The sequence below is a fragment of the Gardnerella sp. C0026F2 genome, assembly GCF_056590715.1.
Window position 1 is genome coordinate 139,161 of record NZ_JBWPWR010000002.1, and the last position, 14,949, is coordinate 154,109.

General features: G+C 43.0%; 11 protein-coding genes and 1 tRNA gene. 5 read left to right on the top strand and 7 right to left on the bottom strand.

Annotation, left to right across the window (positions count from 1 at the left end; genetic code table 11):
• Complete coding sequence (locus AC1EK3_RS03090; protein WP_480033566.1) at window positions 1–1,488, bottom strand: DivIVA domain-containing protein; 1,488 nt, start codon at window positions 1,486–1,488, stop codon at window positions 1–3.
• Window positions 1,489–1,606: 118 nt separating this feature from the next.
• Here AC1EK3_RS03090 and AC1EK3_RS03095 point away from each other — a divergent pair.
• Window positions 1,607–1,680 (top strand) — tRNA-Val (locus AC1EK3_RS03095).
• Between the two features lie 68 nt (window positions 1,681–1,748).
• Here the strand turns inward: AC1EK3_RS03095 and AC1EK3_RS03100 are convergent.
• Complete coding sequence (locus AC1EK3_RS03100) at window positions 1,749–2,636, bottom strand: YlbL family protein (RefSeq protein ID WP_480033565.1); 888 nt, start codon at window positions 2,634–2,636, stop codon at window positions 1,749–1,751.
• 270 nt (window positions 2,637–2,906) lie between these two features.
• Here AC1EK3_RS03100 and AC1EK3_RS03105 point away from each other — a divergent pair, with 270 nt between their 5' ends.
• Window positions 2,907–4,682, top strand: a complete 1,776-nt coding sequence (locus AC1EK3_RS03105) for a zinc-dependent metalloprotease (RefSeq protein WP_480033564.1) — start codon at window positions 2,907–2,909, stop codon at window positions 4,680–4,682.
• Window positions 4,683–4,994: 312 nt separating this feature from the next.
• Here AC1EK3_RS03105 and AC1EK3_RS03110 read toward each other — a convergent pair whose 3' ends face one another.
• Window positions 4,995–6,554, bottom strand: coding sequence for an ATP-dependent helicase (locus tag AC1EK3_RS03110; protein WP_480033563.1), 1,560 nt, complete (start codon window positions 6,552–6,554; stop codon window positions 4,995–4,997).
• 155 nt (window positions 6,555–6,709) lie between these two features.
• Here AC1EK3_RS03110 and AC1EK3_RS03115 point away from each other — a divergent pair, with 155 nt between their 5' ends.
• Window positions 6,710–8,458, top strand: coding sequence for a phosphotransferase (locus AC1EK3_RS03115; protein ID WP_480033648.1), 1,749 nt, complete (start codon window positions 6,710–6,712; stop codon window positions 8,456–8,458).
• A gap of 122 nt (window positions 8,459–8,580) precedes the next feature.
• Window positions 8,581–8,799: a DUF3107 domain-containing protein gene (locus tag AC1EK3_RS03120; protein ID WP_004105154.1), complete on the top strand. Its 219-nt coding sequence runs from the start codon at window positions 8,581–8,583 to the stop codon at window positions 8,797–8,799.
• 113 nt (window positions 8,800–8,912) lie between these two features.
• On the opposite strand, the gene AC1EK3_RS03125 is transcribed toward AC1EK3_RS03120, so the two are convergent.
• A complete protein-coding gene (locus AC1EK3_RS03125; RefSeq protein WP_415687028.1) occupies window positions 8,913–9,770 on the bottom strand; it encodes a PHP domain-containing protein in 858 nt (285 codons plus the stop codon).
• Between the two features lie 175 nt (window positions 9,771–9,945).
• Between AC1EK3_RS03125 and AC1EK3_RS03130 the strand changes: the two genes are divergently transcribed.
• Window positions 9,946–10,596, top strand: a complete 651-nt coding sequence (locus AC1EK3_RS03130; protein ID WP_415686994.1) for a vitamin K epoxide reductase family protein — start codon at window positions 9,946–9,948, stop codon at window positions 10,594–10,596.
• A gap of 69 nt (window positions 10,597–10,665) precedes the next feature.
• Here the strand turns inward: AC1EK3_RS03130 and murI are convergent, their stop codons facing one another.
• The 3 genes from murI to AC1EK3_RS03145 all read right to left on the bottom strand — a co-directional run bounded on the left by murI (window position 10,666) and on the right by AC1EK3_RS03145 (window position 14,864).
• Window positions 10,666–11,436 carry a glutamate racemase gene (gene murI / locus AC1EK3_RS03135; RefSeq protein ID WP_415683400.1) on the bottom strand — a complete coding sequence of 257 codons (771 nt, stop codon included), beginning with the start codon at window positions 11,434–11,436 and terminating at the stop codon, window positions 10,666–10,668.
• Window positions 11,437–11,498: 62 nt separating this feature from the next.
• Entirely contained in the window at window positions 11,499–13,106 is a 1,608-nt protein-coding gene (gene nikE / locus AC1EK3_RS03140; RefSeq protein ID WP_480033647.1) for a nickel ABC transporter ATP-binding protein NikE, read from the bottom strand.
• Window positions 13,107–13,154: 48 nt separating this feature from the next.
• A complete protein-coding gene (locus tag AC1EK3_RS03145; RefSeq protein ID WP_480033562.1) occupies window positions 13,155–14,864 on the bottom strand; it encodes an ABC transporter substrate-binding protein in 1,710 nt (569 codons plus the stop codon).
• Window positions 14,865–14,949 lie beyond the last annotated feature (85 nt).

The window sequence follows — 14,949 nt, forward strand, 5'->3', positions numbered from 1 at the left end:
TTAATTACGATCGTTATTTTCCGAATCGTCGTCACTTTGAGAAGAGCTACCGAAATTAGTAGATTCATCAATATGACCAATAATTGGGAATGACAAATCTGGAATATCTAAACTCAATGGCTTACTCGGCTGCAAATTAGAAACATGCAACTCCGGAATATTAAGCGAGGAATGCTGCGACGAGTGCTGTGCAGGATCTTGAGGAGCAAATGATGGAATTGACTCAGCCGGAGCAGGAGCCGGTGCAGGCGAATTATTGCGATTACGAGCTGCAGGAGTGAAAGAAGGAGGTAGCACAGAAGCTTCAGAAGAGTTTCGCATTACTGTAGCGCTTTGCAAAAGCTCGTCATTGCTATCAGTATCGTTAAGAACATTAGAAGGCTTACTTGCAGCAGCATGAGGTGTAAATATCGCACGCTCAGACTTATTTAACGCTTCAAACGAATCATTAGAATCTTGATTAGCATAATCTACAGGAGCAAAAATGCTTTGTTTATCATGATTTGGCACGCTAGGTATTGAGCGAGGTGCAATCTTAGGCAATCTATCCGCAGTGTCTTCATCTTCCACAGCATCCTCAACAGGTTTGAATATTGAAGAAGCTGAAGAAGCAGCAGCTGCAGCAGAAGCAGCACTGAAATCAGATGCAGGCTTTATTGAAGGAGCAAATGATGGAACAGGCTCTTCATAATGGTTATAAGATTCCGTAGATTCTGAAGATTTAGCAGGCTCTTCAGCTTTAGTTACAGGAATAACAGAAGGTGGAATGGAAGGAGGAACAGAAGCAGGAGCAGAATAAGATTCAGATTCTTCTCGAGAGTATGAAGAACTACTATTATCCGCATCAACATACTGTTCTACACGCTCAAAAGATTCCAAGCTGCTAAGCAAACGCACACAAGCGTTTAAATAGTAGTCAACTTGGCGCTCATCATAACCGTGCTTACCGTTCTTTTGCGTAAAAATCACATTAGAAACATAAGCAGAATCAATATCTTGCAATGTTTCTTTGTCGGTTTCCCACTCAAGCTCATGACCAAGCATAAGAGCAATCTTATCTAACGCTTGATCGACCATAATATCCACTTGTTTACGCGCATAAGACGGGCGACGCGAAGAACCACTATCAAAACGATCGCGATAATCTCTTTGAGCATGTTGCAAAAGTTTACGATAAAGCGCTTCTACGCGAGCTTTCCATGCAACTCGTCCACATTGCGCCAATTCTTGCTCAGTGCACTTATCTACTACCGCACGTTCCAAACGCGACAACGCAGCATCAACTTGACCAATAACGTAACCATTACGCTCCAAGTCAAAAGAAACCTCTTGAATATCTTTCTGTGTGAGTCGAGCTTCATCACTTTCGTACAAAGTGTGAGCGCGCTCTAGAAAAGCATTCACCTGCGCAACGTTATATCCTAACTTACGCTTACCCACACGCTCCATTGCTGAAGCATTACGAGCGGTATCAGGTTTCTGAGCCATCGAATATCGACCTCCTGAGCACATGTTCTTATTCAGTATACTGTACGCGATTGTTACGACGCGCGCCACACGTTGCATTCGTACACACCATCATGTATGTTTTTAATTTGTTGCGAACGGGCGATTAGCTCAGCTGGCTAGAGCGCCACCTTTACACGGTGGATGTCGGGGGTTCGAGTCCCTCATCGCCCACTTTCTGCTTTTTATTTATTTATTTTTATTTATTTTCTGTCTTTATTTAGTTTTTTATTTATTTCTTTTTATTTCACATTGCAACTTGGCAATTTATCTGCCCCACGACCAGAACCAATAGCTTTTAACGCTTTGTAAGCATCATCCAATGTTTTTACACTTACAACGCGCAAACCTTGTGGCACATGCCCAACAACTTCATTGCAATTATCGTAAGGCGCTAAGAACCAAGTGGCTCCATCTCTTTTAGCTGCAATCATCTTTAAACGAATACCACCAATTGCACCAATTTTTTGCGATTTTTCAATAGTTCCAGTTCCGGCTATCGTCTTACCACCAGTTTCTTGTTCAGGTGTAAGCTTGTCAAGAATTCCTAGAGTGTACATCATTCCGGCAGACGGTCCACCAATATCTTCAATATGTAAACGAACTTTTACATCTTCTTTTTTAATTCCAAGATGCTTAGACGCGTACTGCAGCGCAACATTTTGAGCAAGGCTTTGCGAATCATCCATCTCGTTAGCGGATTCCTTCTCATACTCGTCAGCGCTCTGCCCTACTGGCACGATAGCTTCACGAGGCAGCAAACTTTTATGAGGATCCATCCATGAAGCCAATGAATAAAATGTTGAAACCTCATATCCAGGAACACCAGAAACATTGACAGTAATCAACAATAACTTACCAGTATCATGATTCTCTTTTACTCGAGAACCAGACATATCAATCACAGGAGTATTTGATAGGGATCCTAAAACATCCTGCGTTGGGCCAGGCTCTTCTACAACATATGCGCTTGGAAGTGACAACACAAAAATCGCAACAATTACTGTAAAGAATCCTGCAAAATATCGCAAAGAATGCGAAGTAATGTACGAAACTAAAGCATGAAGCAGCGAGCGCAAGAATCTAAAACACGCACGGAATACATTAGTACCTGTAGAAAAGCGAAACATGTTTGTATCATGGCACAAGCCCTATATAGTTTTGCTTTAAAATATATTTGCACGCAAGTTATAGCGCATAAAACCATATTATCGAGTAGAATATTTGTATTAATTTGTATTAAAAAATATTTTTATTAAGAAGATGCGCTAAACTCGCATATAAAGACGTGTAAAATACGTATAAATACTTATAAAATACGTACAAATACATGCAGATACGAAACGTATAAAAATAAAAACTGTAAATTATGCAACACGTGGCACGAGAAGGATACGCTCATGAATGACGATGCAATTCACCAATGGCTCATTGAATGCTTTGGGCCAATACAAGGAGAAGAAGCATGGAAACAACTTGATCAGCTTCCTTTTGAGCTACGCGAACAACTCTTAAATCAGAATCCAGATAAGCTTCCTAAACCAGACGAAGTTCGCGGAATGATGCAAGCTTTCAGCGCAGGTGGTCTTAATAATCCGTACGAAATGGAAGCAACACTTGAAGAAGGGCCAATTAATCGCAAGTTAGCGCAATCTATTGCTCTACAGCACGCTAATGGCGATCAAGGAAATGTAAATGCAGACGTAGCAGATGCCACACGAAGAGCTTTAAGCCAAGCGAACTTGTGGCTAGATATAACGTGCAATTTCAATCCTGCTCCTGGAACGCCAGAAGTATTGTCTAGAGCTGATTGGGTAGAAAAAACTCTGGAAGCTTGGGTTAAATTCGCTAATCCTGTTGCAAAATCAGTAAATAAAGCACTCACTTCTGTTATTGAAGAACGATTCCGTGATGTGGATGATGCTGAAGTAAAAGGATTATTTGCAGGAGTTGTGCCAATTCCGCTGCCTGAAGGAATGAATAATCCAGCGCAACTCATGAAACTGCTTGGAAACACTTCGTTTGCTATGCAACTAGGTCAAGCAGCTGGAGCACTTTCACACGAAGTGCACGGCAGTTTTGATCAAGGTCTTGCGCTTTTGCAAAATCCTGCAGGCGGATTAATTCCATATAATTGCATTGAGTATGCAAAAGTGTGGGAATTGGATATTACAGAAGTCATGAATTATTTGGCTTTGCGAGAAGCTGCACACGCAAGATTATTTGCATCCGTGCCATGGCTTATGCCACGATTTGAAGCGCTGATTATTAAGTACGCAAACGGAATAAGCATTGATTTAGAAGCTATGGAAGAACAGCTTCGCGACGTGGAAACAATGAATCCGGAAGCAATTTCGGGAGCTGTTAATTTGCAAAATATTGGCAGCAATGATTCTGAAGAGCAGCGTCAAGCTTTGCATAGTTTGGAAACTCTACTTGCGCTTGTTGAAGGTTGGGTTGATTGCGTTACATGGCAGTCTGGAATGGCTCATATTGTGCACATTGAGCAGTTGCGAGAGATGATGCGTCGCGAGCGAGCTGCAGGAGGGCCTGCAGAAGTGACGTTTGAATCGTTACTTGGTTTGCATTTGCGACCTCGCCGTATGCGTGAAGCATCGCAATTGTGGGAAAAGTTGACTCGCGAGCGCGGTATTGAAGAGCGAGATAGCTTGTGGAGTCACCCAGATTTGTTGCCAACTTTGCCGGAAGCTAGCGAAGTTACGAAAGACGCTAGTAATGAAGGTAAAGCAGGTGACGGTGCTGGTAAAGTTGGTGACGGTGCTGGTAAAGTTAGTGACGCAGTTAACGAAGTTACGAAAGAAATCGATGCTGAGGATGCAACGGAAACTGCTGCAAAAAATGCAACAGAAACTCAGTCTAATCAATCTAGCGAAGCAACTGAAAAAACTAGCGAAAGTCACGAAAGTGCAGACAGTTACGAAAGTAACAAAAATACTGCTAACGCTATCGAAAATGCGCCTATCGAAAAATCGTTTGAAAAATTAACAGAAGACGATTTAGGCACAAATGATTGGGATGCTGAACTTAGCAAGCTTTTGGAAGAGGATGCGCGCCAAAAGAAGCAAAACAGCGAAACCGGTAACGAAACTGGCAACGAATCCGGTAATTCCGACGAAACTGGCAATTCCGACGAAACTGATGCTGACGGCGAATAAAACTCTTGTAAAACTCCTGATTCAATAACAATCCAGCTGAATGATCGACCTCAACGCTCAAAACGGCAGAAACTGTGCAGCCATGTAAAGAAAAAGTCTGCTACACGCTAAGAAACGGCAGAAACTGTGCAACTGTGTAAAGAAAAAGTCGGATACGCGCGAAAAAACGACATAAACTGTGCAATCGTGTAAAGAAAAAGTCGACTACGCGCGAAAAAACGACATAAACTGTACAATCGTGTAAAGAAAAAGTCGGCTACACGCTAAGAAACGGCATAAACTTTACACGAGTGTAAAATTTATGCCGCGAGATTAAGCCAGAAAGCGGCTAGGCACACGATTCATGCCAGTTCCACTGTCTTTTCTAGAAGCGTAAGAAAGATGCAAAGTCTTTTCTGCGCGAGTTATTGCAACGTACATAAGTCTGCGCTCTTCTTCCAAAGCACTGTCATCAGCCGTAGAGCCAAAAGGAATAAGCCCTTCAGAACAGCCAATTACGTAAACATGCGCAAACTCTAAACCTTTAACAGCATGAATAGTTGAAACAGTAACAGTTGAAATATTAGAAGATGCAAAAACGTCAGAAATACCTTGAGCACCATAGCTTTGCGCATCCTCTAAAACATTTCGCTGCCACCCCACGTCTTTTCTCACGCGATACGGAAGTTTTGCTGCTTTTAACGCTTTACAAACTACTTGCTGTTGAGCATTGGTTCTCGTTAGTATTGCGCACTCCCCAAGATGCGCAGCACCGCTTTTTACAAGTTTTGCAATTTGCTCAACCACGCCCAAAGCTTCTTCAACATCGGTGGCAAAAACTTGCTGACTAATGCGAACGCCACCTTTCGTTGCAGCTTTAACTTTTACGTAATCCTTTTTATACGCAGAAGCAGCAAGCACTCTATTAGCAAGACCTACGATGCGTTCTGTGGAACGGTAGTCAGTATTCAAACTAATATCTGCACCAAGAGGCGCAAATTCTTGCGGAAATGAAAGCAAATAGTAACTATTCGCACCTGCAAACGAGTAGATTGTTTGCGCAGGATCGCCCACTACGCAAATATCGCGGTTCTGCCCCATCCATAATCGCAACAATTCATGCTGCAAAGGAGACACATCCTGATATTCATCAACTGTAATCCATCCGATTGATTGCTTAATACGGTTTGCAGCTTCCGGAAAATTTCGTAAAATATGGCAGCAAAGTAGAAGAATATCGTTAAAATCGATGCAATTATGCGAATTTTTTTCGGTTTCATAAGCTTCATATATATCGACAAATTGCTGCGGCTCTAAACCTGCAGGAGGCAAACGATGCGTAGAAGCGCACACGCGCAAGTAATCGTCAGGCACAATAAGCGAAACTTTCGCCCAATTAATTTCTGCCAAAATATCGCGAGTTTGCAACAAAGTCATATCCGCAAAATCTGGATAACGCTTAAGCGCAGAAGATATGATTTGCTGAGAATCATTCATAATTGATGGGAATTGTGCGGAACAGACGTCGTTCCACACGCTGCGAATTTGTTGCAAAGCTGCAGAATGAAATGTTGAAACGCATCCAACATTACTTACACCAAGAGCCTCAATACGTGATCTCATTTCCGCAGCTGCTTTTACAGAAAAAGTAACTGCCAAAACTCTTTCAGGATCCCACTTACCAGTAGCGCAAGCATACGCAATTCTGCGCGTAATAGTGCGCGTTTTACCAGCTCCTGCACAAGCTATAATGCGCACAGGCCCTTCTAGCGCGGTAGCAGCTTCGCGTTGCGAATCATCCAACCCGTCTAAAAGCGCTTCTGGAGAAGTCACTTGCGAAGTTTTAGACGCCACTTGCGAAGTCACTTGCGAAGTTTCTGGTGAAGAATTCATAATTCTATTGTTGCAGCAATAACAACGCTTACGCAACAAGAATAAAAATATGTGCATAACTTACAAAAAATTGGCAAAATCTCGGTGCTTTGTATTACTGTGGGAGTGTGACACAACTCAGTAGATTCAAGTTGGCAGCACTGGCATCTGCAGCCATGCCCGAAGTACAGTTTGCAGGAACGCGCCAAAGTGAGCAAGTTAATGCCACTGATACCGCGGCTGGAATTTCTCACGCCGTTGTGCAAGATATTTCCGGTAAACTTTACGACGTTTTTATCAGTGCGGATAGTAAAGGTCGCAAGCGCTTGCATGACCGAGCTCGTGCAGCATGGACTCTTGAGCACAGTAAAGATTTGGCAGCTTTGGGATTCGCCTACGACACTATGCTCACGTTTATGCCAGGAAAACGCGAAGATGCAAATAATAACGCTGGAAATGTTGCAAATAATGTAACCGCTGGAAATTCTACAGTTGCTGGCACTCAGCAATATGCACAACAGCAATCTACGCAACAGCAATCTGCACGGATGTCAAGCATTATTGCCAACGACAACGATGAAGACACTGTGCTTGTTTGCGAGCATCTTGAAGGTAGCGCTCGCGACTTGCGTCTTCTTACTACCGACGATTGCGCAAATGTTGGAACTGCAATCGGTGCTATTCATCGTTTGCGCCCTACTTTCGTAACGCGCGGAAAATACCCTGCTTTTACTACCGGTCAAATTCGCGCACAGTTAACAGGTTGGATTAAAAGACTTCGTCAAGCCGGTCATATTCCAACCGAAATTACTGACAGTTGGTCAAGAGTGTTGGAAACTGAAGGATTGTGGTCATTTGAAACTTGCCCAGTACACGGCGGTTTTATGGATGGCGACATCTTGTTTACCGGCTCAACGATTACTGCTGTAACAAATTGGCAAAGAATGCAAATTAACGATCCTGCGCGCGACTTGGCTTGGATTTTTGCAAAACTTAACGAGCAGCGCCGAAACGCAGTGCTTTCTGCATACGGTAGAATTATGGGTTCTCGTTTAGATAGTTTGATTATGCTCCGCGCAAACTTGTGGCTGCAAATGGAACAAGTTGGCGATTTTGTTCAAGCTTTGCAACGAGCAGATAACACCAGTATTATGCGTTTTAAGGCTCAAGTTGAGCGTTTAGCGCACGAGCTTAGTCGTATTAGCAATGCACAAGCTGCTAAAACTGGTCGTGCTACAGGAAATCCTGCCTCGACTATTACAGTCGGAACGCTTCTTGAAAATGACAATACTCAAAGTCGCCAAATTTCTAAGAATAATTCTGCTGAAAACCAACCAAACGCTGAAAATAGCGACGAAACTAATGAGCGAGACATTGCTGCAGAAGAAAATACTGAATTAAATAACGTTCAAGACGAAACTTACGATAGCAACAAAACTATAAGCGACGATACTCATGAGCGCAAAGTTCAGTATGCTGGCACACACGCAGCTAACGCTGAGGAGGCTGAAAAAGCAGCACAACTCGCTGACGACACAGCAACTCAAGTAATTACTCATGTAGAAACTCAAACAGCACACGAAACCGCAGAAACTATTGTGCAAACTGCAATGAGTAAATCTGCTGATAGCGATGCTAATGATGAGCCTGAAAGCGTTAGTGACGCTGGTGGCGATGAGGAAGCTAAGGACGCCAAGAACAACAATGACTCTGAGGTTAAGGATGAAGTTATAGCTGAGCGTGACAGTAAGGTCGATAGCGCAAACGAGACTTCTTCGGACTCAAATACTTCTTCGGACTCAAAACTTTCTGAAGATGAAGAAAAAAATACGCGAGAAGATGACGATAAACCAGAAACCGTAATCATCCCTCTACTAGAGCGTGAAGAACGAGCGATGCGCGACGCACAAGCAGACTTAGACTAAAATAAATACACAAAAATGCTAAATATTAAATACTAAAGTAAATACTGAAGTAAACGCTGAAGTAGATACTAAGTACTAATTAAAACGATAAATAGCGTAAAAATAAAGCAAAAGGAGCATGTATGCGAGTTGTTTTAGGAGTAAAAAACGTTTCTGATTCCATCGATTTTGAAACCAACCAAAGTGCAGAAGAAGTGCGCAAAGTGATTAACGATTCCAAGGATATGCTTGAGTTTACGGACGTAAATGGGCGCACTATTATGGTCTCAGCTTCGTCGCTGTCTTACGCGCTAATCGGCGATACGCCAAAGCATTCAGTAGGCTTCGGCGCGCTCAACTAAAATAACGAAATTCCGCGAAAAACGGCAGAAACTTTACACGTGTGTAAAGAAAAAGCCGGCTACGTGCGAAAAAACGGCAAAAACTTTACAGCAACATAAATAAATAAATAGTTTTAGAGCTTATAGCCGCGCAAGAGTATTTCCGATACTACTTCGCGGCTTGTTGTTTCTTCGCCCAAGCGATTTGGCTTACCATAGCCATGCCAATCCGAGCCGCCCGTCACAAGCAAATCGCACTTACTCGCTAAAGAAAGCAGTCTTTCACGTTGTGCTTTAGAATTTCCGCGATGATACACTTCTAAACCGTCAAGACCAGCTTTAGCAAACGATATAATCTGATCGTCCGAAAGAAGCACGCGGTTACGCGTAGGATCAGCAGGATGCGCAATAACAACAACTCCTCCAGCATCTTTAACAGCCTCAATAACTTCACGAACATTCGGAGAAGGAGTTGGTATATAGTACGGGCTGCACGGAGAAATAGGCCCAGCAAAAGCTTCAGAACGCGTTTTATACACGCCAGCTTTTACTAAAGCATCAGCGATATGCGGCCGCCCGATTGTAGTTAAGTCACCGAGCTTCGCTTGAGCCAAAACGTCATCCCAAGTAATTGGAAAATCGCACGATATACGTTCAACCATACGCTTTGTGCGATCAAAACGACGCTTCCTAGTAAGCTCAAACATGCTCACAATCATGCTATTTTGCGGATTGTACTGGTATGCGAGCATGTGCACAAACACGCTTGAGTCTTGCGCAGTAATCTCCGAACCAAATAATACTGGCATATTCGAAGCCTTAGCAGCCTCTTGAAAATCATGCCATCCTGCAGTTGTATCGTGGTCAGTAATAGCAACACCTTGCAAACCGACGATTTTAGCTTGCGTAATTAAATCTTCTGGAGTTGCAGTGCCGTCTGAATAAACAGTATGACAGTGCAAATCCCAGCGTTCGCGCGCAAAATTCATCATGCTGGAGTTGCTATCGCTAGCATGATTTGATGCGTCGCGCTGGTTGTTGCTTATTGCGGTCATATAATCATCGTAAACTGTGCCATGTAACGAGAAATGAATATACACACATAATTATTTGCTATTATTTGTTATTATTAGCATTGTTCGCAATTAGTAAATTTTAGGAGCAGCAATGGAGCAAACTGACGCCGCTAAAGAAAACTATGAAACAACACTTAGCGGATGGAGGCACTCTGCAGTATGGACGTATGGCGTTATGCTATTTTTCTCTGCGGTAGCGCTCGTAACTTCGCTTATACTTTCTGCTGAAACTCTTGCTTTAGCGCGCAAACCTAATAAGCTGCTCAGTTGCGACTTCAACACCGTAGTATCCTGCTCTAGAGTTGCGCAAACTTGGCAGGCAGAAATTGTGAAATTTGGCGAATTAAGTTTCCCAAACGCATTCTTTGGAATTGCTGCAGAAAGCGTATTCGTAACGCTCGCAGTTATTGGAATGATTCGCGTACGCGTGCCGCGATGGTTCGCAATTTGCACTTGGCTTGGCGGATTATGCGCGCTCGCCTATGCTTACTGGCTGTTTTCGCAATCTATGTTCGTAATTCACGCGTTATGCCCGTGGTGCATTGTGCTTATGTTCTCCACAACAATGCAATTTATATCGTTGACTCACGCAAGCGTAAGTTCGCAAAAGTTACTTGTTAAGCGTTTTAGCTTGGTTGAAAGCTACTACCGCTTGCGATACGACTTGCTAATAGACGTGCTTTGGGTTGCGGCATTGCTTACTTTGATTTTGTGCCAATATTCTAAAGTTATTTTTGGCTAAGTAAGAGCGATTTTTAACGCGAAATTTTTAACGAAAGATCTTAACGCAAGATTTTTCAGCACAAATTTTTCAGCACAAGCTCTTCGCAAGTTCTTGCATACGCAAGCTTGTATCCGAATTAGTAAGAGTTATGCTGCCTTCTTGAGAATCGCTTGCAAGCTCATTATTAAGTTCCAATATTTTGCGCAAATGATTAATAGTTCCTTCGTTGCCGTCAACAATATTCGTGCGCTCAGGCAAAAACTCGCGGAAATAATCCCTATAAAACACAAAATGAGTGCAACCAAGCACAACCGAATCAATACTGTCTAAATCATACTCGTCGAAATACTTGTGAAGAGCAGCAAAAACTACATCACGATTATTAAGCTCCCCACGCTCAACAATACGCACTAAATCGGGGCAAGGCTGCGAAAAAATCGTGTTATTTTGCGAAAAACGTTGCAGCAAATCCGCAAACTTGCGCTCGCGAAGAGTAAGAGGAGTTGCAGCTACGATTACGCGCTGAGGCTCACCTTTGCCCAAATCACAAGCTAATTTAAGCGCCGGCTCCATACCTATAATAGGTATATTGTAATGCGCGCGCAAATCGTTCACAGCTGCGGAAGTGGCGGTATTACAAGCAATTACGACAGCTTTTACATTTAGGCGAATAAAATGCTCGACAATTGCAAAGCTTAGCTTTTTAACTTCTTCAGGAGTTTTAATGCCGTATGGCGCGTTTGCAGAGTCGCCGAAATAAACAATTCGCTCATGCGGCAGAGCAGCATGCAACTGACAAGCTACGGAAATGCCTCCAAGCCCCGAATCAAACACACCAATTGCTGCCGACGATGCCATAAGCTACCTCCTAAAAACGCTTACTATCGTAATGGCGAGCCTCAACATACTAGGAAAACATACTACGAAATATATTGAACGCTGCCATTTCTAATTATGGCAACTTCGCTAGCAACTTCCTGCACAACGCCAACATCATGAGTAATAAACAAGCATGCGTAACGGTATTTTTGTTGCAAATCATGTAATAAGTTAAGTACACGACGTTGCACTGTTACGTCAAGCGCAGAAGTTGGCTCATCCGCAATAAGCAGAGAAGGCTGCAAAATCAACGCTCGCGCAATACCTACGCGCTGTCTTTGGCCTCCGGAAAGCTCGTGAGGAAAACGGTTTGCGAATTCGACTGGCACTTGTACTTGATTAAGCATTTCTTCAACGCGCTCTAAACGCTCATTGGCATCAAGATTCGTGTGTAAAAGTAATGGTTCTGCAATACTCCAACCAATGGTTTTACGCGGATTTAGTGCGGAACCTGAATCTTGAAAAACGTATCCAATTCGCGATAATGCTTGGCGGCGAGCTTTACTGTTTAATCTGTTTAAGTTTTCTCCATTAAGTAGCACTAATCCCGAATTTGGTTTAATTTGCCCCGAAATAAGCTTTGCAATAGTGGTTTTTCCAGCTCCAGACTCCCCAACTAAAGCTAGTGTAGAGCCAGAGTTAATGCGCAAGTTTGCGTCACTGAGAGCGAACTTATTTGAATCTTTGCTAAAACGAGCATGCGAATACTTCACACTTACGCCTTGAACTTCAACTACTGGAGATTCAGATTCTGGAGATTCAGATTCTGGAGATTCAGAAATATTTTCAGCAATATTATTAGAAATATTCTTAGCAATCGCTTTTGCTACTTCTTCTATACTTTCATAAGAATCACCACTTGAAGCATATTGCATATCAAATTTAGGAACAGAATCTAGCAAAGTGCGCGTATATTCGTGCTTAGGATTCGCAAAAATATGCTGAACTTCGCCAGATTCCACAATATTCCCGCCTTGCATTACATACATTTCATCCGCGAGCGCGCACACAACACTCATATCGTGCGTAATAATTAACACAGCAAGATGTAATTTCTCCGACAAATTACGTATAAGACGTAAAATATCTCGTTGCGTTGTGATGTCGAGTGCTGTTGTAGGCTCGTCTGCAATCAAAACTTGTGGACGATTTATTAAAGCCATAGCAATCATCGCACGCTGGAGTTGACCGCCAGAAAGCTCATGCGGATAAGAACGATACACGCGCTCAGCATCACTCAACTCAACCTCGAGAAGCTGCGAAATCACACGCTTCTTACGCTCTCTTTGGCTAAGTTTTCCTGCTTTTTCAGGATGATATATTAGCGCTTCTTCTATTTGCTTGCCAATTGTTTTCACAGGATTAAACGCACTGGACGGCTCCTGAAAAATCATGCCAATCATGCCACCGCGAATCAAATCGTAAGGCGCATTTTCGCTTAGTAAATCTATGGCAGATTCGTTGGCATAAGTAGCGTTAAGAAGCGCGCTTCCTTCAACTTTCGCAGAGTCTGAAAGCAAACCCATAAGAGCCAGCGCAGTAAGCGACTTTCCAGAGCCGGACTCACCCACTAAAGCCGAAACTTCGCCCGCACTCATACGTAACGATATATCTCGCGTAATTTGACGACCGCCAATCGAAATCGACATTCCGTCGACACTTATAACAACTTCTTCTTTCGCACCAGTCACAACTAATCACCTCTTCAAAGATACAGCGGCGTAATTTAGGTACGCAGGGAAACTTCCGATGTAGAAATTCTCCACGTCACTTCCGTGAATAAACGTATTATGCGAGTAAATAAGCGGCACAACCGGCGAATCAGCCATAATAGTGCGGTCTGCTTGCTGCCACAATTTTTCCGCTTCGTGCGAGTCAACAGTTTGTATTGCTTTTCTAAGCAGGGCATCTACTTTAGGATTCGAATAACGAGAAATATTCCAGTTACCGCCGCCAATTTGCGAAGAATCAAAAAGCGGTCCCAAATTCGCAAAAGCAGAAGGAAAATCAGGCTGCCACGAAGCCAAAGCCAAATCGTAATCTCCGGAATTTGACGTAATTGCGTCCGTAAAGTTTACTGCGTCAACGGTTTTAATAGTTACTTTTATGCCGGCGCGCTGCAAGCTGGATTGCACAGAAGAAGCTACTTGCGTTTGATCCGGACGCGCAATAAGGCTCAACTTAATACCAGTTTGACCCGATTTTTTCAACAGTTGTTTAGCTTTCTCAACATTTCCGCGAGGATCTTCAGAATACAAATTAAACTGCTTCCTGCCCGAAATACCAGGCGTAATAAGCGTTGTTGCAAAACCGCCAGCAATTGAGCCGCCCTTCGCAGTGCGGTACGACTGCTTATCAACCGCATACTGAATCGCTTTTCGAATATTGATATCCGTTATTCTGCGCGTATTCATAGCCAAATATTCAAGAGCACCGTCACTACTTGTAGTGAGCAAGCTTCGTGACTTAGGGTTTGCTTGAGCCTGCGCAAGCTGAGCAGGCGGCACGAAATCAGCCAAAAATGCGGATTTTGTATCCGAATTTCCTTGAATCATCGACTGAGCTGAAACAGTAGTATCCGAACCAAGTTTCCACACAATTTCATTAGGACCGGCTGTGCGAGTACTGTCGAGCTTGGAATCCCAATACTTATTGCGTTGCATTACAACTTGCTTTCCAACTTCGTTTTGCACAATTCGGTATGGTCCGGAAGCTTTAGGATGCTTTGAATACGTTTGCGCGTCGCCAGAATTCGTTGGAACTGGCACAAATGCTGCCAAAGACGCAACCCAAGGCCAATCTGCAAACGGAGCTTTTAAGTGGAAAATAATAGTTTGATCGTCTGGAGTTTCAATGGAATCAAGCGACTTTCCACTAAAAGGACCGTCATAATTTTCTCCACCAACAAGAAGAGTCTTATGGTAGCTAAAACCGCCGCTTAAAGAATCAGCAAAAGAGCGCTCAATGCCGAATTTAATATCACGCGAAGTAATCTCACTTCCATCTTCGTACTTGACACCCTTCTTAAGCGTGTACTTCCAAGTTTTGCCGCCGTCGCTTGTGGTGCCGGTATCCGTTGCCAAATCTGGAACAACGCGCGTTTGCTTGCTTGAATCCGGACTTACTTTCCACGTAGTAAGCGCGCGGAAGATGAAATTATTTGACGTAATCGGCAAACCCTGACTGCGAGCTGGATCGAAATTCATATTCGTATTTGACGTAAATATTGTAAGAGTTCCGCCTTTTTTCGGATTAGAATTTAGCACAGAAGCGTTCGTAATACTTGTTTTCCCAGAGTTGTAATTTGTGCAAGCTGAAAGCGAAAATAGTGAAATTGTAAGTAGTGAAAAAGCTGCTGTTGAAGCAAGAATTTTCTTTGAAACCGTATTATTTTTGAGAATGAACATAATAATCCCCTTATTTCTTTAATCTTTTATATTTAAAATTTAATTCTTTAAAACTCGCGCATATGCTGTTTAACATTTTTGAACT

What these genes read in the sequence shown, in the direction of transcription:
- AC1EK3_RS03130 (WP_415686994.1), top strand. Translation starts at nt 9,946, where the DNA reads ATGGAGCAAACTGACGCCGCTAAAGAAAACTATGAAACAACACTTAGC.
- AC1EK3_RS03110 (WP_480033563.1), bottom strand. Translation starts at nt 6,554, where the DNA reads ATGAATTCTTCACCAGAAACTTCGCAAGTGACTTCGCAAGTGGCGTCT.
- AC1EK3_RS03090 (WP_480033566.1), bottom strand. Translation starts at nt 1,488, where the DNA reads ATGGCTCAGAAACCTGATACCGCTCGTAATGCTTCAGCAATGGAGCGT.
- AC1EK3_RS03145 (WP_480033562.1), bottom strand. Translation starts at nt 14,864, where the DNA reads ATGTTCATTCTCAAAAATAATACGGTTTCAAAGAAAATTCTTGCTTCA.
- murI (WP_415683400.1), bottom strand. Translation starts at nt 11,436, where the DNA reads ATGGCATCGTCGGCAGCAATTGGTGTGTTTGATTCGGGGCTTGGAGGC.
- AC1EK3_RS03115 (WP_480033648.1), top strand. Translation starts at nt 6,710, where the DNA reads ATGCCCGAAGTACAGTTTGCAGGAACGCGCCAAAGTGAGCAAGTTAAT.
- nikE (WP_480033647.1), bottom strand. Translation starts at nt 13,106, where the DNA reads ATGTCGATTTCGATTGGCGGTCGTCAAATTACGCGAGATATATCGTTA.
- AC1EK3_RS03120 (WP_004105154.1), top strand. Translation starts at nt 8,581, where the DNA reads ATGCGAGTTGTTTTAGGAGTAAAAAACGTTTCTGATTCCATCGATTTT.
- AC1EK3_RS03125 (WP_415687028.1), bottom strand. Translation starts at nt 9,770, where the DNA reads ATGATGAATTTTGCGCGCGAACGCTGGGATTTGCACTGTCATACTGTT.
- AC1EK3_RS03100 (WP_480033565.1), bottom strand. Translation starts at nt 2,636, where the DNA reads ATGTTTCGCTTTTCTACAGGTACTAATGTATTCCGTGCGTGTTTTAGA.
- AC1EK3_RS03105 (WP_480033564.1), top strand. Translation starts at nt 2,907, where the DNA reads ATGAATGACGATGCAATTCACCAATGGCTCATTGAATGCTTTGGGCCA.